A 20,113-nucleotide genomic window follows, 5' to 3' on the forward strand; every position below is an offset into this window, starting at 1 on the left:
AGTCAAGCTGAAAGTAAATAGTAGAAGCAAATAATATACCACTAATATTCATACTAATTGGTGTAATAGTTCTAAACTGATCGATTGAGTAAATCCTTTTTTAAGGGTGTTGAGCAAGCGTTTACCGTAATTAGTGTGCGCTTGATCATTCTTCCATAGATTAGAAGTAAAAAAGTCTTAACCAGATCGCTCTGTTTAGGGTTTGATGCACACTATACGGTGAATAGCTTTCAAAATACAGTATGCTGCAACGACTTCCTTTAATCGATTTGATCACGCTACCAGAACAGGCCCATTCTCATCATCACGAGCACTCACAAGTGGTGGTTGGATTAGAAGGGGTCTCGTTAATGGAAGTGAATGGTGAGCCAAGACAAATCTTGCCTGGGCAAGGCTGTGCCGTGGATGCATTTTTGCCGCATCAGTATGCGGCACTGTCGGACGATTCTCGAATTTTAGTGCTTAATCAGCCGGGAGTTGCGTCCTCATTGGGCGATACACATTCACCGGCTTTTTTTCAACTCGATGCTCAAGTACAGCAACTCATTGCCATGTTGTTGGCGCAAACGCGCAGTGATCCTAGTGACGCTATTCTGCTGCAAACCTGTCAGCAAACAATGCTGACTCTTGTCGCGCGCCGTAGCCAAACTTTTGAGCGTCAATTTAGAGAGTCTAAGCTCGATATTTCGGTCATCGAAGCTTACGTTCGACGACATTTGGGGAGCAAACTCACCGTTCCACAACTTGCCGCATTGGTGTTTCTGAGCGACAGCCAGTTTTACACCCGTTTTAAGCAGCAAATGGGCATTACACCAGCGCATTATGTCTCGCAGTTACGTATTGAAGAGGTTAAGCAGTGTTTGCTGCTGACCGATCTACCTCTGTCTCAAATTGCCCAGCAATGCGGTTACAGTAGCCAAAGCGCGATGACCAATAGCTTTAAAAAAGCGGTTGGGGTGACCCCCGCAAAATTCCAATCACTCATTCCTACACCTGCCAACAAATTGCCATAGTTGTGAGCAAAATGTGAGAGGTTGTTCTAGGTTTGTTAGGTTGTGAAGAATATTGCAATCATAGCCGAGAATTTTGCAATTTTACGCGTTGCTATCCAATTACACTGCGTCTCACGACACTAACGTGCCACGCCCTGCAAAAGGGCATTAATTGGCGCGCATAAATTATTGTGAGGAGTTGATATGTTTACTGCATCGCATTTGCTTGCACCAGGGTATTTTGACCAATCATCGAGTAGCGATTTGGTTCAATCTTTGTGGCAACAAATATCTCCAATGTACTGCGTTGATGAATCGGCGTGGTTACAGCAACTGATCCCCTTAGCAACACCCACTGAAGAAGAAAGTCATACTATAGCGCTTTCTACGACTCGTTTAATTGAAGCAATTCGAGCGGACAAAAATGCCATTCAGATGATTGATGCGTTGCTGTTGGAATATAGTTTAGATACCCAAGAGGGTATTTTGTTGATGTGCCTTGCTGAAGCATTAATGCGGATCCCCGACAAAGCCACGGCAGACGCACTCATTAAGGATAAGCTGACAGTAGCAGATTGGAAGTCGCATCTTAAACGCTCTGATTCTGTATTCGTCAATGCCTCCACGTGGGGGCTGATGTTGACTGGCAAAGTCGTGGGTATTGCGCCTCAAGACAATGCTTCGGCCAGTTCGGCTCTTGGCGGTTTGGTTAATAAGCTTTCTGAGCCCGTAGTCAGAAAAGCGATGCAACAAGCAATGAAAATAATGGGGCACCAGTTTGTTCTTGGTCGCACAATTGCTGAGGCGCAATCTAATGGCAAATCGGCGATGAAGAAGGGCCAAACCTACTCCTACGATATGTTGGGTGAAGCGGCGCTCACCGAGCAGGATTCGAAGAAATATTATGACGCGTATTTAGGTGCGATAGATGAAGTCGGTGCGCATACAAGGCAGCATCAGGTGGATCCAGCCCCTTCGGTGTCCATAAAACTGTCAGCGCTGCATCCTCGTTATGAAGTGGCTTGCGAAGAGCGAGTCATGGACGAGTTGTTTAGCACATTAATGAGCCTTGTTAAGCGAGCGATTGCACAAGATGTTGCTATCACCATTGACGCAGAAGAAGCCGATAGGCTCGAGCTCAGTTTACGTCTATTTGAAAAGGTCTATAGAAATGAAGCCGTTCGGCGCTGGGGTAAGCTAGGCTTGGTGGTTCAAGCTTACTCAAAACGCGCACTTCCTGTGTTGGCGTGGCTAACGGCACTGGCTAAAGAGATGGGCGACACCATTCCAGTGCGGTTGGTTAAAGGTGCCTATTGGGACAGTGAAATAAAATGGTCTCAGCAAGCGGGTTATCACAATTACCCCGTATTTACGCGAAAAGAAGGGACGGATGTCTCCTATTTAGCGTGTGCTCGTTTTCTATTGAGTGACTCGGTTCGAGGTGCGCTATTTCCGCAATTCGCCAGTCACAATGCACACACGGTCAGTGCCATAGCGTCAATGGCTAAACACGGTGATTATGAATTTCAGCGACTGCATGGCATGGGAGAGGCGTTATACGAACATGCTATTGCGGCGTATGAACAGCGCGTTCGAATTTATGCACCTGTCGGCAGCCATAAAGACCTATTGCCATACTTGGTGCGTCGACTATTGGAAAATGGTGCCAATAGCTCTTTTGTCCATCGACTCGTTGATGCAACATGTCCCATTGAAGAGTTGACCGAACACCCTGTCACAGCAATCGAGCGTCAGAGCCAGCTATTTAATAACAAAATCCCGCTTCCATTAGAAATCTTTGAAGATAGAAAAAACTCTAAAGGTATCAATATCGATGTGGATAGTGAGCGCTTACCTTTTGAGCGTAGTGTAGAGCATTTCTTAGATCATCATTGGCAGGCGTGTTCTATTGTAAATGGAGTGACCAATCACGAAAGCATGATCAAGGATGATCAAACGAGTATTGACGTCTGCGCACCGTTTGATCGCCGAGTTAAAGTGGGACGTTGGACAACTGCTAGCCTTGATCATGTTTCCGAAGCCTTTGACGTTGCTCAGTCTTATCAGCCAACTTGGAATAGCACGCCTCGACAACAAAGAAGTACGTTACTCGAACAACTCGCCAACAGTTTGGAAGAGCATATGGACGAGTTGGTCGCCCTATGTCATATGGAAGCCGGCAAAACCATTCATGACAGTATTGACGAAGTGAGAGAAGCGGTCGATTTTTGTCGTTACTACGCGAATCAATCGCTAAAGCTAACGCCGGAAGTTATGGCTTCATTTGATGGAACGACTCGCACGATGCACTACGATGGTCGAGGAGTGTTTGTGTGTATCAGCCCTTGGAATTTCCCGCTAGCGATATTTTTGGGGCAAATTAGTGCAGCACTAGTCACAGGCAACACTGTCGTTGCAAAACCTGCAGAGCAAACCAGTTTGATCGCTTTTCGCACTGTTGAGCTTATGTTGGAAGTTGGCTTTCCTAAACAGGCCATCCAATTGATTCTTGGAAGTGGCAAGGAGTTGGGGCAGTCACTCACATCCAATCCAAGTGTTGCGGGCGTGGCATTTACCGGTTCCACTCAGACTGCGCAAGCAATCAACCGCAGTTTGAGTGCACGAGGAGTCGGCAGTGTCCCTCTGATTGCTGAAACCGGTGGCCAAAATGCGATGATTGTTGACAGTACTGCGTTACCTGAACAAGTTGTGCAAGATGCTGTTCGATCGGCGTTTGCATCGGCTGGCCAGCGCTGCTCAGCGCTGCGTGTCTTATACGTACAAGAAGATATCGCACCAAGAATAGAAACCTTAATCAAAGGTGCAATGGAGCAGTTGAGCATTGGCATCCCATATCATCATTCAACGGATGTTGGACCGGTCATTGATAACGCGGCAAAACAGAAATTGCTGAAACACATTCAACACCATCAAAACAGCGTGATTGCTCAGTTGGAGATCGGTGATGTCTGTGCGCAGGGTGATTTTGTCCCACCAACAGTGATTCGTTTAGAGTCTATTGCCCAACTGGAACAAGAGATGTTTGGCCCAATCATGCATATCATTCATTTTAAATCGGATCAGTTGCCGCAAGTGGTCGAAGCAATCAATCAAACGGGCTTTGGCTTAACGCTGGGTGTTCACAGCCGAAATGAAACCACCTATCGCTGGATAGAAAGACACGTTCGGGTTGGCAACTGCTACATCAATAGAGATCAAGTTGGTGCGGTTGTTGGTGTCCAACCCTTTGGTGGGCAGGGATTGTCTGGGACTGGGCCTAAAGCGGGTGGCCCGAGATACTTAGCGCGTTTTAGTGCAAGTCGTTGGCAGTAATTGGAGAGCTATTATGAATAATACACTTATTAAGACCGATGCGATGAGCGCATTTCAGACTTGGTATTTGGTGGACATTGACGCTCGCATTGAGTTAGTGGCGAAATCCTTTCTTCACCACGAAGTGTGTGATGACGTTACGATGGCGAAGATTCGCAATGACATTGAGATATTTGTGAGTAAGACGCTACCAATGCCTGGTCCAACGGGCGAAAGCAATGAGCTTTACACGCAAGGGCGTGGCGTGGCGTTGATTGGCGATTTTACGGCACACGGTGACTCTTTAAGCGTGCTTGTCCATGTGGTGATTGCTTTGATGACCGGCAACACCGCATTGGTTGCCACCGATTCTGAGGCGCTCTCAGGTAGACTAAACACTGTAGGGTTAGACTTTCCTCAGGGTGTGCTGCAAGTGGTATCGATTGAAGAATGGATGCAGTTGTGCGACGAAAACATTGCCGTCGTTACTTTGGTGGGAGAACAAGCACCAACCGCGGAGACCGCGTCATTATTGGCTGGCAATATCGGGGCGATAACTGCGATCATTGAGGATACGGGGCATCTGGACTCATCGCTACTCAATGACCCAAGGTTGAGTTTCCGCTACATCACAGAGTGCACCCGCACTATTAACGTGACTGCCGTTGGGGGAAATGCCACCTTATTGGAGCTGAGCCACTAAGAACTTTCTAGTACTTTAGTTGAGGTGATGCCTTGCCGCTGGCAAGGCATATCTTGGTCGTAATTTGAACGTGATGATGATCAACCTTTAACTGGTAAGTCCTGATGATATGGCGAGAAAGCACACAGTTTTGATACTTTAGTGGTACAAAACTAAAGCAATTTAATAGAGTAGTTTGAATAACTGATAAATTGAAAGATAAGTCGAGAGGAAGTGATGCCTCAACTATTTTGCTGCGAATGTGAGCGTGAAACTCAGCACAAATCTCTGGTAAAGCGAAAGTTAACACCAAAATCTGCAATGTTTTTGTCGATACTAACTTTTGGCTCAAGCAAGTTTGACGACAACGAGGAGTTTGTTCATCGCTATTTTTGTCGAGAATGTAACCAGCAAACTAGTCTAGAAAATCAGTCAAGATCACATTTAATAAGCCAAGCGATTGTTGACGTAAAGTAATGAATTTAAAAATAAAAAAGCAGCCATTGGCTGCTTTTTTTATGGGTGATTGCTAAGCTTATGCTGCTGTCGACAAATCTACTGAGAAGTCTTCACCATCTAGCTGTACTGGCCAGCCGTATGAGCTGTACTCTTCCGCTAGTGCTACGGCGATTTCTTTAGAAACAGTTACTGTATTCCAAGACCCAATTCCCAATGGAATGTACGACAATGTTGCTTTAATCATTTTCCTTACCCTCGCAAAAATCTTCCTAGTTATTATTATGCGCCTTACCCTAAGGGTAACTTCTTACACTTTACACATACATTATTGACTTTTTTCTGACATAAGGCTTTCTAAATTAGCTCAAAAGATTGATTAGAAAGCACACATTTGTCAGTGTTTTGTATCTGCCTGTTAATGAATAATAAGATCATTGATACGCTGAATGCCTTATATACCGTGGCGTGATCGAGATCTTACATTTGATCACACTTATCTTAGTGAATACTAAATCAATGTTTCGATTTAGCTCATACTGTACGGTATAGAATCAATTTTCAAATTTGGCTCATAACAGGATAATATGTAAGCAATTATTGCGCCGAAACTACGAGATAAGATCGGATGAAATTAGATAGAGTCGATAAACAGATATTGAGGTTATTGCATAAACAAGGCCGGATGCCTGTCGTTGAGTTGGCAAAAGCCGTTAACTTGACCACATCCCCATGTTCTGAGCGGGTCAAACGTCTAGAAAAAGAAGGCTACATTATTGGCTACCATGCGCAATTGAACCCCGAAAAGTTAGGCATGGATGTGCAAGTGTTCATACACATAAGACTGGATCAAAATAACTTTTCAATTTTCCAAAAGTTTTCAGATGCGGTAGCCGTGCTGCCAGAAATAGAGTCTTGTTATTCTTTGTCTGGTGACTTCGACACTATGATCAAAGTTCGAGTGAAAAACATGCGTGCGTACCAAGCGTTTATGGCTCACAAGTTGCCGACCCTACCAGGCGTCATTCAAACCCGAAGTGAATTTGTGATTGAAGAACATAAAACCAGCTTTGGCGTCAATGTGGATGTGTTGGACTTAGATCAATAAAGCCCGCAAAGCGGGCTTTATAAGTGTGATGGATTATCGCATAAGGGAGTATGTCTATTGAGGGTCGTCTCCAATAAACCCACCGGTTTGGTGTTGCCAAAGCTGAGCATAAATGCCGCTGCCTTTGATCAATTGTTGGTGGGTACCTTCTTCTACAATTTTACCTTTATCCAAAACGATCAGGCGATCCATCGCAGCAATGGTAGAAAGACGATGCGCTATGGCAATCACCGTTTTACCTTGCATCAATTCGTTTAAGCTTTCTTGAATCGCCGATTCAACTTCAGAGTCGAGTGCCGATGTTGCCTCATCCAAGATAAGTAGTGGTGCATCTTTGAGCAATACTCGCGAGATTGCGATGCGTTGTCTTTGCCCACCAGATAGCTTAACGCCACGCTCGCCAACTTGTGCATCGTAGCCAATATTACCAAACGGGTCGGTCAGGGTTTCGATGAACTCGTGGGCTTGTGCTTGTGACGTTGCCTTGATCAATTGCTCTTCTGTCGCATCGGGGCGTCCGTATAAAATATTGTCACGGATGGAGCGATGCAGCAGTGACGTATCTTGAGTCACCATGCCAATATTACTGCGCAAAGAGTCTTGGGTTACAGCATCAATAGGCTGTCCGTCTATTCGAATTTGGCCTTGCTCAACATCATGAAAACGCAGCAGAAGATTGACTAGCGTTGACTTGCCAGCACCTGAGCGTCCCACAAGACCGACTTTTTCACCCGGCTTGATGGTGAGGTTAAGGTGATCAATGACACCTTTATTCTCACCATAGTGGAAACTAACATCGTCAAAGGCGATCTCCCCTTTAGCCACATCAATAGGCTTTGCCTCTTTTTTGTCAGTAATGTCGATAGGCTTGGAGAGTGTCGATGCGCCATCAACTACAGTACCTATATTTTCAAACAGTGAACCGACTTCCCACATGATCCACATAGACATGCCGTTAATACGCAGCGCCAAACTAATCGCAATCGCAATAGCACCAATCGAAATTGCACTGTCCATCCACAGCATTATGGATAGAGCGGCAATGCTGAATACCAAGATGTAATTGGTGATCTCTACACACACATCAAAGCCAGTAACTAGGCGCATTTGTCGATAAACGGTTTGTAAAAAGCCATCCATGCCTTCTTCCGCGTATTCGGTTTCACGAGTACTGTGCGAAAACAGCTTAACGGTGGCGATGTTAGTGTAGCTGTCTACAATTCGTCCGGTCATCATCGATCGAGCTTCGGCTTGCTGTGAAGCAACATTTTTAAGCTTAGGTACGAAGTAAATTTGAATACCTACATAGACCGCTAACCAGACTAAAAATGGCACCATTAAACGAACGTCCGCACTGGCTAGCAATATCACGATAGAGGTGAAGTAAACGGCGACATAGACAAACACATCCATGGTTTTCATAACGCTTTCGCGAACCGCCAGCGAGGTTTGCATGACTTTGGTGGCAACACGTCCAGCAAAGTCGTCTTGGTAAAATGACAGGCTTTGTTTTAGTAAATACCTATGGGCCGACCAACGGATCGACATTGGGTAGTTACCAAGTAAACTTTGATGAACCAACAGCGAGTAGACGACGATCAGGATGGGCATGACCACGAGTAAAAGAATGCCGTAAAACCAGAGTGTTGAGCCATTGTCTTCTAAAAAGGTTGCGGGATCGCTTTGGGACAACCAATCGACCAGTTGCCCCATAAAGCCAAATAATGACACTTCGACAATGGCGACGACAGTACTCATGATGGCCATCAAGATCAGTGGTACTTCAAATCCCTTGGTGTAGTGACGACAAAAAGCAAACACCCCTTTTGGTGGTTGCCCGGGATCGTCTTGCGGGAAGGCTTGAGTGAAGCCTTCAAACAGTTTGAACATAGTGTTTTCCTAAACAGAGTAAGCAAAGAGGACGATTGTTAGAAAACCCTTGAGAAGGCGCTGTGAAATGCATTGCTTAAATCATCCGTGACGAGTCTATTGTATACCTGTTAAAAGGGTAGTGCGACGAAAAAACAGACAAACATAACAACATCAACTGTTTACATAACTTTATATCGGCTGCTGTTAGGGTAGCTTTAGTTAAAAGCAATAATTGCTGAATATTCGTTATTACTAAGTGAAAATTGCTGCGATTGTTTCAAAAAGTAAGGGTAAACGGTAAAAGTAAGGGTTACAAACTGATTACAATTGGCTTTCGTCCTAAATTTGGTTAAAGGAATTAACCATGCGTTCACTCGATTTTTTATCGCATAAGCCAAAATTGGCTGTTCAAAATACTCGTCATGTTGTGATGGTGCCGCCCAAAGAGTTTGGGTTTAACCCACAAACGGCAGCGGATAATGAGTTTCAGCACAGCAGCTCTCTGACCTCTGAGAAAATCCGTGAACGGGCGATGAGTGAATTTCAGCGCATGGTCACTGCACTTCGAGAAAATGGCGTCAATGTGATGCCGTTGGATTATTCCCCAAGTAAAATGTCGACACCTGATGCCGTGTTTCCAAACAACTGGTTTTGCTCGTTACCTAATGGCGAATTACACCTGTTTCCCATGGCCTGCGCCAATCGACGAGAAGAGGTTCGCACCGATCAGCTTACGCAGCTTCTCACTCAGCACAGCTTTCACCTGAAAAATGTGCAAGATCACTGGTTAGACGATGCCATCCACGAAAGCTTTTTAGAAAGCACGGGTGTGATGATTTTTGATCATCAAAATCGTGAGTTGTACGCAGGGCTTTCACAGCGGTGCGATCGCGATCTTTTAGAGCGATTTGCCGAGCAGGTAGGTTATCGAGCGATCACTTTCCAAACCCAAACTCAATCTGGCACCCCGGTGTATCACACCAATGTAATGATGGCGGTAGGTGAACGTTTTGCGGTGATTTGTGATGAAGTGATCCCAGAGTTTGAAAGGCGTTATGTGATTAAGCAGTTAGCAAAAACGAAACAGGTGATCTCAATCAATGCTGAGCAAATGGCTCATTTTTGTGGAAATATTTTGCAGTTAGAGAACGCTAAAGGTAACAAGCTGATTGCCATGTCACAGTCTGCGTTTGATCATTTCTCCGATGCGCAAAAGGCGCAGTTGGCCTCTCATGGAAAGTTACTGCCGTTTGATGTGTCTACCATCGAATCCATTGGCGGTGGCAGTGTGCGTTGCATGCTGGCGGAGGTGTTTGCGCAGCAGCAATGACAGCTTTGCTCTATCAGCTCGACGCGTAATGAGTTGGTTGGTGGAACAGTCTAGAATCCACCACCACTCAACATTATGGTATTTGCGTCCACAGCATGATGCTGGTCGATAGATCATTTTCAGCAGCATGTACCTGTGTAAAGCCATGCTGGGTGTAAAACGAGACTAATTGATTGTCACATTGTAGATATAGTCTATGTACACCAATCGCGCTCGCTTGCTGTTTGGCGCGCGTGAGTAACGCACTGGCAATACCTTTGCCTCTATAGTCTGGGTGCGTGTACACCCCACCCACCCAATGCTCATAGTCAAGATAGTGTTTGTTCTCTCTGATTTTGAGCTCCAATGCGCCAACCAGCACATTGTCGATATGACAAACTAACGCCATTGGGAGTTCGCTGTTATTGGCGGCTTTCTCTCGGACGTTTTTAAGCACCATATCGAGTGTGACAGCTGGGGCATGTTGCGCCCATTCATCGTAGTACCAAATGGCTATCTTGTTGGCTTCATCTGGGCATTGGGCCAATAGTGATATGTTCAGGTACTCGTTTACCAATGCTTTAACCCACTTTTCTTGCGATGACTAAACCGTGATTGCTTGAGCCGAGAAGAGTCGGTTCGTTGCAGGTAGCAAAATGATGATCTCGCCAGGCTCGATATTGCTCGGGTGAAAAGTGATTGACTCCCTTGGCGATGTAGCGGCCAAACCCATCAGTCGCAATATGCTCATTCACCGAAAATCCCGCCTCAGAAATTAGATGTTCTATTTCACTAGGGGTCGCAAAGTACCCAACCTTGAAAAAGTCGTCAGCGCGTGGGTCAGAGACAGTACCGCTTTGGCGCAATTGCAACAGTACGTCTGGAGTGATTAACTTTGGACATTGCTGTGCGAACATACCGGCTACAAAAAAGGAAGAAATATAGGCAACAGCGAGCAGGCCGTTAGGTTTGAGCATTCGATAAGCCTCGCTGAGAGCTTGTTGTCTCTCTGCCAGTGTCTTTAGATGGTAGAGTGGCCCAAGAATGACGCATACGTGCTGCGACTCGTCGGAAATATAGGGAACACTGCAAGCATTACCTTCATGGATGGTCAGCTCAAAGCCCTGCTGGGCGGCTTTTTGTTTAAGGATGTTGACCTGATCGAGCGCTAATTCCACCGCAGTGACATGACAGCCCATCTTGGCAAAGGCTAACGAGTAACGTCCCGTTGCCGCGCCTAACTCGCAAACATGTTCAGCGTTTTGTAAGTAAGGCCGCAGCTTGTGCATAGTGGTGTCGTATTCAAGTTGGGCGATGTATTGCCGCGTTAAACGCGAATCTTCGTTTGCACCTGTGTACTGCGCAATTAGCTCTTCCATGGTTGCCATCGTTATTCGTCGATCCTTCTATGTCTTCCTATCATTATCCGTATACGTTATCGATAAAGTAAATCGTAATCCACTAATAATGCTGGTAAATATTCATTCCAGACCATCCCATATCACTATTTCAATTACGCTGAATCGAGATGCATTTAACTCGGGAGTCAATACTCATACCAAATCACATCTTTAGTCTCCTTGTCACGTTTGGTTACACTTTCTCGCAGTTCAGTTTGATCCTTACGCTTACTCTTCTACGCTATAAGCGTTGCTACGAAATCAAGGGGTATGACTGACTATTTCTCGTACTGAGATCTCAATTTGGTCGGTTATGCTTTATTGTTATTGTCGTTTTGTAATACAATAAGTCATATAAACACCGGTACGGTGAATTTGCATCCATATTTAGATATGTAAAGGGTTCTTATGAGTACAGAAAAATCGTTAGACGCTATTAGAGCGATGAAGTTAGAAAATGATACCTCAGCAGGTAACTTAGTTGATTTGCTGCCAATCGAAGTGCAAAAGCGCGACTTCGACCTCTCTTTCTTAGATACCCTATCTGAGGCTCGTCCACGCTTGTTGGTTCAGTCTGCAGACTTGGCTGACTTTAAAGCAAAAGTGAAGGCTGACCCTTCATACTGCATGTTTGACGATTTCTTCAAAAACTCAACTCAGAAGTTTGTTGATACCGCACCATACGAAGAGCCAAAGCCTTACCCAGAAGAGACTGTTGGTAAAGCATCATTGTGGCGTCCTTACTGGCGTCAAATGTACGTTGATTGCCAAATGGCGATGAACGCAACGCGTAACTTGTCTATCGCGGGTATCGTTAAAGAAGACGACGAGCTTATCGCAAAAGCGAAAGCGTGGACGTTGAAGCTATCGACGTACGATCCAGAAGGTGTAACGTCTCGCGGTTACAACGATGAAGCGGCTTTTCGCGTTATTGCAGCAATGGCATGGGGTTACGACTGGCTACACGCTTACTTTACAGACGAAGAGCGTCAGCAAGTTCAAGATGCGTTGATTGAGCGTCTAGACGAAATCATGCACCACCTGAAAGTGACCGTTGATCTACTTAACAACCCACTAAACAGCCACGGTGTTCGCTCAATTTCTTCTGCTATCATCCCAACGTGTATCGCGCTTTATCACGATCACCCGAAAGCAGGCGAGTACATCGCTTACGCACTAGAATACTACGCAGTACACTACCCACCATGGGGCGGTGAAGATGGTGGTTGGGCTGAAGGTCCTGACTACTGGAACACGCAGACTGCATTCCTAGGCGAAGCGTTTGACCTATTGAAAGCGTACTGTGGTGTAGACATGTTTAACAAAACATTCTACGAAAACACTGGCGACTTCCCACTTTACTGCATGCCTGTTCACTCAAAGCGCGCAAGCTTCTGTGACCAGTCTTCCATTGGTGATTTCCCAGGACTTAAACTGGCATACAACATCAAGCATTACGCTGGCGTAAACCAAAAGCCAGAGTACGTTTGGTACTACAACCAGCTTAAAGGTCGTGACACTGAAGCGCACACTAAATTCTACAACTTCGGTTGGTGGGACTTTGGCTACGACGATCTTCGCTTCAACATCCTTTGGGATGCACCAGAAGAGAAAGCACCGTCAAATGATCCACTACTGAAAGTGTTCCCAATCACAGGTTGGGCTGCGTTCCACAACAAGATGTGTGAGCGTGACGAGCACATTCATATGGTCTTCAAGTGCAGCCCATTTGGCTCTATCAGCCACTCACACGGTGACCAAAATGCCTTTACGCTGCACGCGTTTGGCGAGACGCTTGCGTCTATCACTGGTTACTACGGTGGTTTTGGTGTAGACATGCACACTAAGTGGCGTCGTCAAACGTTCTCTAAAAATTTGCCACTGTTTGGTGGTAAAGGCCAATACGGCGAGAATAAGAACACCAAGTTTGAAGGTCACCAAGATCGCTTCTGTATCGAAGCAGGCGGCAACATCACTGACTACGATACCGAGTCAGAAGTGAAGTTTGTTGAAGGTGATGCGACTGCGTCGTACAAGTTCTTTACTCCAGACATCAAGTCATACAAGCGTAAGATTTGGTTTGCAAAAGGTAAAGTCTTCGTAATGCAAGACAAAGCAAGCTTTGAGTCTGAAAAAGACCTGACTTGGCTAATGCACACCACATTCAGCACTGAGACTTCAGACAAATCGTTCAAGATTGTTGGCGAAAAAGCCACGCTTAACGTGTCTTTCATTAACGACAGCGCTGACAACATCACTTCAATTAAGAACGTTGAAGGTTTTGGTGAGGTTGACCCGTACGAGTTTAAAGATCTCGAAATCCACCGCCATGTTGAAACTGAGTTTTCTGCCGCTAAAGAGCACAATGTATTGACGCTATTAGTACCAGAGAAAAATGGCGTAGCAGCGGACGTATCTTACCAATTAAACGGTAGTACGCTTGAGCTAGTCATCGACGGTGAAAAAGTCACTATCGAGCTATAATACCAACCAAAGCAATTAACTGATCATTCTTGCTTGTTAAAATCGCTAATAGCGGCGTTAAAGATTTTGTAGGTAGAACAACTATCTACGGCAATCTTTGCCTTGCTCTCAGCGATTTTTCCGGCACAATTTTCTGACCAGTTAATTACTCCGATTGGTATAATCTATCTGTTAGATTGGTGGCTTTTTGCTACTAACAATCAATGCCTAGCTTTTGAGCTAGGCATTTTTTTTATCTATTTTCAGATGATTGCCAACTTTTATGAACCCCATAACAGCCTTCTTTGACTTAACTACATTTATGAGTAGTCTTACTCATTCCAATGAAATGAGAGCCATCATGTCCTTTCCTAGTTGTCCAAATTGTCAGTCAGAATATGTTTACCAAGACCAACGTCTTTTGGTGTGTCCAGAGTGCGCTTATGAGTGGGATCCTAATGAGTTAGAACAACAACCGATGGTAAAGGATGTCAATGGTACATTGTTGTCAGAAGGCGATAAGGTGACGGTTGCAAAAGACCTAAAAGTGAAAGGCAGTTCACAGGTAATAAAAATTGGCACCAAAGCGCAAATACGCCGCATTGTTGAAGGTAAAGACCATCAACTTGATTGTAGAGTCGACGGTGCGGGTGAGATGATGATCACGGCCAAATATGTGAAGAAAGCTTAGCATTGGCGATAGATTATAAGGATTGAATGCATTTTTAAGGAGTACTAATGCCGTCACCCAACCGACCCATAAACGTTCATCAGCACTATCATGCTCACGTTTATTTTGATCAGCAGACTTTGGCCATTGCACAGGATTTATGCCAAGCGGCTAGAGAAAAGCTTGGTTTGCAGGTAGGTCGCGTTCATCAAAAGCCTGTTGGTCCTCATACAATGTGGAGCTGCCAAATTCTGTTTAGCCGCTCAGAGTTCGATAAGCTTATTCCTTGGCTCGACCAGCACCGACAATCTCTTAGCATACTTGTCCATGCCGATACTGGGGATGACTATGCTGATCACACCCGCTTTGCCTATTGGCTCGGGAATGAAGTTGCATTGGACTTAAGTGGATTCTCTGCTTGAATGTAGCTGTAGTGGTAAAATTTGTGGTGAAGGCTCGTGGAGCGAGGGATAAGTGATGCCCCCTAAAGTAGAAGAAGCGTTTGAACTGTTTTCTGAAGAGGCTCAAACGCTGTTACTGGAAATGCGCCAATGCATTTTTGATATTGCGACCAGACACGATCTGGGGCCTGTGTCAGAAGAGCTTAAATGGGGGCAACCTAGCTACAGTGTTAAGTCGGGAAGCCCGGTGCGTTTAGACTGGAGTGACCGAAGTCCAGGGCAGTGTCAGTTGCTGTTTCATTGCCAAACTAGGTTGGTCGAGACATTTCGAGAGATCTATTCTGACTGCTTGAACTTTGAAGGAAACCGAGCGATTGTCCTCAAGATGGATGCATTACCCTCACATACGGTCGTTACACATTGCTTAGAGTTAGCACTTACTTACAAACGTGTTAAGCACTTGCCATTGTTGGGTGTGTAGAACCATAAAGCCTTTATCCAAACAGACCAAACGGAGTCAATATTACCCATGGATCATGATCAGTTTAATCAGTTTTGCAAAAGCTTTGTAGCAACCACACACGTCGTCCAATGGGGGAATGCGCAGGTGTGGAAGGTAGGCGGGAAGGTATTTGCCATTGGCGGGACAAGCAAAGCCAGCCAAGCAACCTTCACCTTTAAAACCTCAGACTTAAATTTTCAGTTTCTTAGCGATCATGACGGTTATATTCCCGCACCGTATTTTGCTAACCGCGGGATGAAATGGATCCAGCAGACCAACACCAGTGGAGAATTGGATGAGGACTTAAGATACTATTTATCCGAGTCTTATAAGTTGGTTGCAAAAGGATTGAGTAAACGAAAACAACAAGAGCTGGGCATTGCCGATTTGTGACGGGAGTGCACTCAGCCAGCTAATACTATTAACTCCATTTATGAGACAAATATTCAAACTAAAGTGAATATAGGTTCTCAGATCGACTGATCTTAGTTTTGCTACATCTACAGTCCCACACTTTCTCCTATTCTTGCACCCAAAGAGCAGGCCTGAATTCGACCTCTCTTTTGGGAATTTTTCCATCACTTGGTGCAGCGTAATCAGCACGGGTGGTTTTACCAAAGAAGGAGAGTCTGTGAATACTGTGATTAATTATGCCAAGGTTCTATTACCTGCAAAGCATGTGTTGTTGTTAAGTCACATGCGCTCTAATTCCAGCCTTGTGTCTCATTTGATTGGCAGTAATCCACAGGTTAGCGGCTACTACGAAATGCATATTGGTTATTACAGCTGGAAAAGTTTGTATCGCCAAAAGCTGAAGTATATGGAGCAAAACCCAAATAAGCCGTTTCAGTCGATCTTTTTTGATAAGGTGCTGCACGATGGTCATCACGTGAGTGAAGCCATAGTCAATCATCCATCTGTTAAGCTGCTTTTCTCCATACGTGAGCCTTTTGAAACGGTAGTGAGTACGGTCAAGTTATACAAAAAGAATAAACCAGAGCACGAATATGCAACCTACGAAGGTGCTATCGATTACTATATCCAGCGTGCCAACTCCCTGAGTGAAATATATCAATCATTAAGCGATAAGAGCCGTGCAATGTGCTTTCGCGCGTCAGCGGTGCGAGATAACCCGACCGATACTCTGGCTCAAATCAGTGACTTTATGGATCTTAAACAGCCTCTTAGCGAGTCCTACACCATAATGGACAAAACAGGAGCACGCTTGGTTGGTGATAACTCTAAAAACATTTTCTCAGGAAAAGTTTTAAAAAATGTCCCCCTAGAGCCCGACGTGATTGCTCAAATCCCTAGGCAACAAGAGTTACTGGACGCTTATCAAAATGCTTGCCAGGCGCTAGGTCTTAATGCTGGTTAATTGCGGCTTCAAGACTTACGTATGTGATGGAATGAGCCTCAAAGGTGTTTGACGGGAAAGAGGCGCAGAAACTTCTGTAAACACTTAGTGAGGTTTGCTTACAGCACAGATAATATACTGGACCATGGATTGGTATACTTCGGGCTCATTTTTAATTGTGTCTGCAAGACACTAGAGGATCCATGACTCGAGGCATTGATAAGTACAGTATAGAAAACACCGACTATAAAGTTGGTCAAGACAACATTACAAAGTGGGGGTTTGACGTTCACAACCCTGTTTTTGGCGCCAGCGCCGGACTCATCTTTCTTTTCTTAGCGGCCCTTTTGGTCGCCGACTCTTCTACCGCTAAAGCCGTCCTCGATGGTGCTAAATGGAGCATCATTGGTCAATTTGACACCCTATTCATGTGGGCAGGTAACATATTCATCTTATTTTGCTTAGGGCTGATCGTGTCCCCTTACGGAAAAATCCGTATTGGTGGAGCCGATGCCAAAGCAGAATATTCTAATGTGTCGTGGATAGCGATGCTCTTTGCTGCTGGCGTTGGTATAGGGTTAATGTTCTACGGAGTTGCGGAGCCTGCAGCGTATTATACAGGGTGGTACGAAACCCCTCTGGCTGTTGAACCGTTTACAGAAGAAGCACAACGAGCAGCGTTAGGAGCCAGTGTGTTCCACTGGGGAATCCACGCTTGGGCAATTTATGCTGTAGTGGCCTTGTCGTTGGCGTTTTTTGCCTTCAACAAAGGATTGCCGCTGTCGATTCGTTCTGCGTTCTATCCTATTTTAGGTGATCGTGCGTGGGGTTGGATGGGACATGTCATCGATATTCTAGCGGTACTTGCGACCCTGTTTGGTCTCGCGACGTCTTTGGGCATAGGCGCAAAGCAAGCGGCAAGTGGATTAAGTCATGTGTTTGGTTTTGATGCGACGGTCCAAGTTGAGCTGGCCATTGTGGTGTTTGTGACCTCATTGGCGATTGTATCGGTGATCCGCGGCATCCATGGCGGAGTTAAAATACTGAGTAACATCAACTTAGCGGCAGCATTTGCTCTGTTGGTGTTTATGATTGTGGCGGGGTTTTCAATATTTTTTGATTCACTTTGGGCGACGGTGAGTGGGTATGTGACAAACATGATCCCGCTCAGTAATCCGTATGGCCGAGAAGACGAAGCTTGGATGCACGGCTGGACGGTATTCTATTGGGCATGGTGGATCTCGTGGTCACCTTGTGTCGGTATGTTCATCGCGCGAGTGTCGAAGGGACGCACTGTTCGTGAGTTTTTATCTGCCGTGATTTTTATACCAACTCTTATCACCTTTCTTTGGATGGCGGCATTTGGTGGTATGGCGATTGATCAGTTGGCAAATCAAGTGGGTGAGTTGGGGCAAAATGGCCTTAACGACATCACGCTAGCCCTGTTCCATACTTTCGATGCGATGCCAATGGGCAACTTATTGTCGCTGCTTTCTGTCGCGTTGATCATGGTCTTCTTTATCACTTCTTCAGACTCAGCTTCGCTGGTAATAGACAGTATTACCGCCGGTGGCAAGGTGACAGCTCCTGTCCCGCAGCGAATATTCTGGGCGACGACAGAAGGGGCTATTGCGGGTACGTTACTCTGGGTAGGTGGAACAGAAACCATTGAGGCACTCCAAGCGGGAACAATCTCGACAGGGCTACCATTTACTATTATTTTGCTGTTGATGTGTGTGACACTGCTTATGGGGCTTAAAACAGAGCTAGCGGCGCACTCATTACGTTATGCGAATGCCTAATAGTTGGTAGAGAGTCGCTCTCGTAACTATTGGTAATAAGAGGCACTTAGAGACTGATTAAAGTTGAAAAGTGCCTTTTCTCGTTTTCGGAGGTCTGATTTAATGAAAGAGGAGGGACTCATGGACATTATTCAATTTCTTACTGAGCAACATGTGTCGTATCAGCGTTACGACCATGCTGCAGTGTTTACGGTTCATCAGGCCAATCAACTGGATGTAAAGATATCGGGTTTGGCGACAAAAAACCTATTTTTGCGTGATGGTAAGGGGAAGCGTCATTGGTTATGGGTCGGAGCGGACGATGATCCATTGGATCTCGCAACGCTTGCACTACGTTTAGAGGTAAAACGACTAAGTTTGGCGTCTAATGATCGACTAGCAGCATTTCTTAAGTCGGCACCGGGTCGCGTATCGTTATTGGACATGTTTAACGCGCAGCCACATCAAGTTACACTGTTAGTGACGTCATCGGTGTGGAACTGCAAAAGTGCCCAATGTCATCCGTTTGATAATGCAGTTACGCTAGACATCAATATGGCTCAGTTAAAGCCACTGTTGCAGAGACTGGATAATGAAGTGGTGATACTTAACGAATAAAGAGAGCTAGCGTCTTTGGCAGGTGGTGCATCCAGTACACGCTTGACGGGTGTGTTTGTCCAGTCGGCCACGCTGGATTTTACAATAAGCATTTTTCAGTGCACGCCTAGCTGAAAACCAATCGTCGGGTTTCTCTAGGATCAAATAGCCATTAAATCGCTTTGTCAGAGGTAAGCGATATTCATTGATAAACTGACTGTCGTAACCAATATCAAAGTAATCAAGCGCCTCTTCAATACAAGTGAAGCGTTCAATCGTTGTCTGAATATCCGGTTTTGTCATCGTATTGCCAACAAATATCGCCTAAGAGTTAGTCCTTAGCCTGTTTCACTCGAATCGTGCTTTTGTCCATCGACGTCATGTTTAAGGCCGTAAGTGCCGCTTTTGCTTCTGCCTCTTCTGGCATTTCCACAAATGCGAAACCTTTAGATTTGCCGGTTTCTTGGTCTAAGACTAGGTTGCAGTGAGTGACGGTTCCGTGTGCAGAAAATGCCACGCGAAGATCTTGCTCTGCAGTTGTACGAGCCAAATTGCGTACGAGTAATTTCATAATAGTTGCCTGAGATTAAATTCGGTATGATTGTCGCAGGTCGACGCGCGTAAACCAACTAAAAGGTGACTGGTGCAGCAAATAATTCAGTGGGTCAAAAACGATCCGCTCCGATGTAAAGCCTTAGAGGGTGTATTTCGCCTGCAGTTGCCAGAGTGTTATATAGCTGCAGGATTTATACGCAACTTAGTGTGGGACCATCTGCACCACGTTGAATCGTCGACCCCGCTCAATGACATCGACGTGATTTATTACGATCCTGAGAATGTCTCAGCGGAAATGGAGTATCACTACGAGCGGTTGCTTTCGCACTGGATGCCGGACGTTAACTGGCAGGTTCGAAACCAAGCTAGGATGCATGCACAAAACGGTGACGCTCCTTACACCAGTTCGATAGATGCCATGCGTTATTGGCCGGAAATTGAAACGGCAGTCGCTATTCGTCAGCTCCCACACCAGCAATACGAGTGTGTGTCGGCCTTTGGTTTCGAGTCTCTGATGTCGTTGCAGGTTACCCCTAACCCCAAACGAGATATTACTGTGGTTGAGCAGCGTATTGTCGCAAAGCGCTGGCTCAGTCAATGGCCAAAACTGCGGCTAAATGTCACCACTTAACCTGTCCTTTCAGACCTATACAGTG

At 45.5% G+C, this 20,113-nt stretch carries 20 protein-coding genes; 14 read left to right on the plus strand and 6 right to left on the minus strand.

Annotated features, from left to right (window positions below):
• Nucleotides 1-242 precede the first annotated feature (242 nt).
• The 3 genes from JQC93_RS00925 to JQC93_RS00935 all read left to right on the plus strand — a co-directional run bounded on the left by JQC93_RS00925 (nt 243) and on the right by JQC93_RS00935 (nt 5,007).
• On the plus strand, nt 243-1,013 hold the full coding sequence (locus JQC93_RS00925) for a helix-turn-helix transcriptional regulator (RefSeq protein ID WP_205156602.1): 771 nt from the start codon (nt 243-245) through the stop codon (nt 1,011-1,013).
• A 183-nt stretch (nt 1,014-1,196) separates the two neighbouring features.
• Nucleotides 1,197-4,325, plus strand: coding sequence for a bifunctional proline dehydrogenase/L-glutamate gamma-semialdehyde dehydrogenase PutA (gene putA / locus JQC93_RS00930; protein WP_205156603.1), 3,129 nt, complete (start codon nt 1,197-1,199; stop codon nt 4,323-4,325).
• Nucleotides 4,326-4,338: 13 nt separating this feature from the next.
• On the plus strand, nt 4,339-5,007 hold the full coding sequence (locus JQC93_RS00935) for a hypothetical protein (protein ID WP_205156604.1): 669 nt from the start codon (nt 4,339-4,341) through the stop codon (nt 5,005-5,007).
• 514 nt (nt 5,008-5,521) lie between these two features.
• Here JQC93_RS00935 and JQC93_RS00940 read toward each other — a convergent pair.
• The gene (locus tag JQC93_RS00940) at nt 5,522-5,689 is read right to left on the minus strand and encodes a hypothetical protein (RefSeq protein WP_205156605.1); all 168 of its coding nucleotides are present in this window, start codon (nt 5,687-5,689) and stop codon (nt 5,522-5,524) included.
• A 381-nt stretch (nt 5,690-6,070) separates the two neighbouring features.
• Between JQC93_RS00940 and JQC93_RS00945 the strand changes: the two genes are divergently transcribed.
• The gene (locus JQC93_RS00945; protein ID WP_084888840.1) at nt 6,071-6,550 is read left to right on the plus strand and encodes an Lrp/AsnC family transcriptional regulator; all 480 of its coding nucleotides are present in this window, start codon (nt 6,071-6,073) and stop codon (nt 6,548-6,550) included.
• 54 nt (nt 6,551-6,604) lie between these two features.
• On the opposite strand, the gene JQC93_RS00950 is transcribed toward JQC93_RS00945, so the two are convergent.
• Nucleotides 6,605-8,440 carry an ABC transporter ATP-binding protein gene (locus tag JQC93_RS00950; protein WP_205156606.1) on the minus strand — a complete coding sequence of 612 codons (1,836 nt, stop codon included), beginning with the start codon at nt 8,438-8,440 and terminating at the stop codon, nt 6,605-6,607.
• A gap of 346 nt (nt 8,441-8,786) precedes the next feature.
• On the opposite strand from JQC93_RS00950, the gene ctlX reads away from it, so the two are divergent.
• Nucleotides 8,787-9,752 carry a citrulline utilization hydrolase CtlX gene (gene ctlX, locus JQC93_RS00955; protein WP_205156607.1) on the plus strand — a complete coding sequence of 322 codons (966 nt, stop codon included), beginning with the start codon at nt 8,787-8,789 and terminating at the stop codon, nt 9,750-9,752.
• Nucleotides 9,753-9,825: 73 nt separating this feature from the next.
• Here ctlX and JQC93_RS00960 read toward each other — a convergent pair whose 3' ends face one another.
• Together JQC93_RS00960 and JQC93_RS00965 are read right to left on the minus strand one after the other, a co-directional pair.
• Nucleotides 9,826-10,308, minus strand: a complete 483-nt coding sequence (locus JQC93_RS00960; protein WP_236009213.1) for a GNAT family N-acetyltransferase — start codon at nt 10,306-10,308, stop codon at nt 9,826-9,828.
• 4 nt (nt 10,309-10,312) lie between these two features.
• Nucleotides 10,313-11,110, minus strand: coding sequence for a class I SAM-dependent methyltransferase (locus tag JQC93_RS00965; RefSeq protein ID WP_205156608.1), 798 nt, complete (start codon nt 11,108-11,110; stop codon nt 10,313-10,315).
• A gap of 429 nt (nt 11,111-11,539) precedes the next feature.
• On the opposite strand from JQC93_RS00965, the gene JQC93_RS00970 reads away from it, so the two are divergent.
• The 8 genes from JQC93_RS00970 to JQC93_RS01005 all read left to right on the plus strand — a co-directional run bounded on the left by JQC93_RS00970 (nt 11,540) and on the right by JQC93_RS01005 (nt 18,923).
• Nucleotides 11,540-13,615 carry a DUF4962 domain-containing protein gene (locus JQC93_RS00970; protein ID WP_205156609.1) on the plus strand — a complete coding sequence of 692 codons (2,076 nt, stop codon included), beginning with the start codon at nt 11,540-11,542 and terminating at the stop codon, nt 13,613-13,615.
• A gap of 340 nt (nt 13,616-13,955) precedes the next feature.
• The gene (locus JQC93_RS00975) at nt 13,956-14,285 is read left to right on the plus strand and encodes a zinc ribbon domain-containing protein YjdM (RefSeq protein ID WP_084888830.1); all 330 of its coding nucleotides are present in this window, start codon (nt 13,956-13,958) and stop codon (nt 14,283-14,285) included.
• A 47-nt stretch (nt 14,286-14,332) separates the two neighbouring features.
• Nucleotides 14,333-14,686, plus strand: a complete 354-nt coding sequence (locus JQC93_RS00980) for a DOPA 4,5-dioxygenase family protein (protein ID WP_205156610.1) — start codon at nt 14,333-14,335, stop codon at nt 14,684-14,686.
• Between the two features lie 55 nt (nt 14,687-14,741).
• Nucleotides 14,742-15,146, plus strand: a complete 405-nt coding sequence (locus JQC93_RS00985; protein WP_205156611.1) for a DUF1801 domain-containing protein — start codon at nt 14,742-14,744, stop codon at nt 15,144-15,146.
• 48 nt (nt 15,147-15,194) lie between these two features.
• Nucleotides 15,195-15,560 carry an MmcQ/YjbR family DNA-binding protein gene (locus JQC93_RS00990; protein ID WP_205156612.1) on the plus strand — a complete coding sequence of 122 codons (366 nt, stop codon included), beginning with the start codon at nt 15,195-15,197 and terminating at the stop codon, nt 15,558-15,560.
• A gap of 238 nt (nt 15,561-15,798) precedes the next feature.
• Nucleotides 15,799-16,545 (plus strand): hypothetical protein, encoded by a 747-nt coding sequence (locus JQC93_RS00995; protein ID WP_205156613.1) that lies wholly within the window; start codon nt 15,799-15,801, stop codon nt 16,543-16,545.
• A 182-nt stretch (nt 16,546-16,727) separates the two neighbouring features.
• The gene (locus tag JQC93_RS01000) at nt 16,728-18,326 is read left to right on the plus strand and encodes a BCCT family transporter (protein ID WP_205156614.1); all 1,599 of its coding nucleotides are present in this window, start codon (nt 16,728-16,730) and stop codon (nt 18,324-18,326) included.
• A 120-nt stretch (nt 18,327-18,446) separates the two neighbouring features.
• Nucleotides 18,447-18,923 (plus strand): YbaK/EbsC family protein, encoded by a 477-nt coding sequence (locus JQC93_RS01005; RefSeq protein WP_205156615.1) that lies wholly within the window; start codon nt 18,447-18,449, stop codon nt 18,921-18,923.
• A 6-nt stretch (nt 18,924-18,929) separates the two neighbouring features.
• Here JQC93_RS01005 and JQC93_RS01010 read toward each other — a convergent pair whose 3' ends face one another.
• Together JQC93_RS01010 and JQC93_RS01015 are read right to left on the minus strand one after the other, a co-directional pair.
• On the minus strand, nt 18,930-19,205 hold the full coding sequence (locus JQC93_RS01010; RefSeq protein ID WP_205156616.1) for a nitrogenase-stabilizing/protective protein NifW: 276 nt from the start codon (nt 19,203-19,205) through the stop codon (nt 18,930-18,932).
• 28 nt (nt 19,206-19,233) lie between these two features.
• Nucleotides 19,234-19,473 carry an RNA recognition motif domain-containing protein gene (locus JQC93_RS01015; protein ID WP_205156617.1) on the minus strand — a complete coding sequence of 80 codons (240 nt, stop codon included), beginning with the start codon at nt 19,471-19,473 and terminating at the stop codon, nt 19,234-19,236.
• Nucleotides 19,474-19,542: 69 nt separating this feature from the next.
• Between JQC93_RS01015 and JQC93_RS01020 the strand changes: the two genes are divergently transcribed.
• Nucleotides 19,543-20,088, plus strand: a complete 546-nt coding sequence (locus JQC93_RS01020) for a nucleotidyltransferase family protein (protein WP_236009317.1) — start codon at nt 19,543-19,545, stop codon at nt 20,086-20,088.
• The last annotated feature ends 25 nt before the right edge of the window (nt 20,089-20,113 follow it).

The organism is Vibrio ulleungensis (assembly GCF_016900875.1).
Lineage (GTDB): Bacteria > Pseudomonadota > Gammaproteobacteria > Enterobacterales > Vibrionaceae > Vibrio > Vibrio ulleungensis.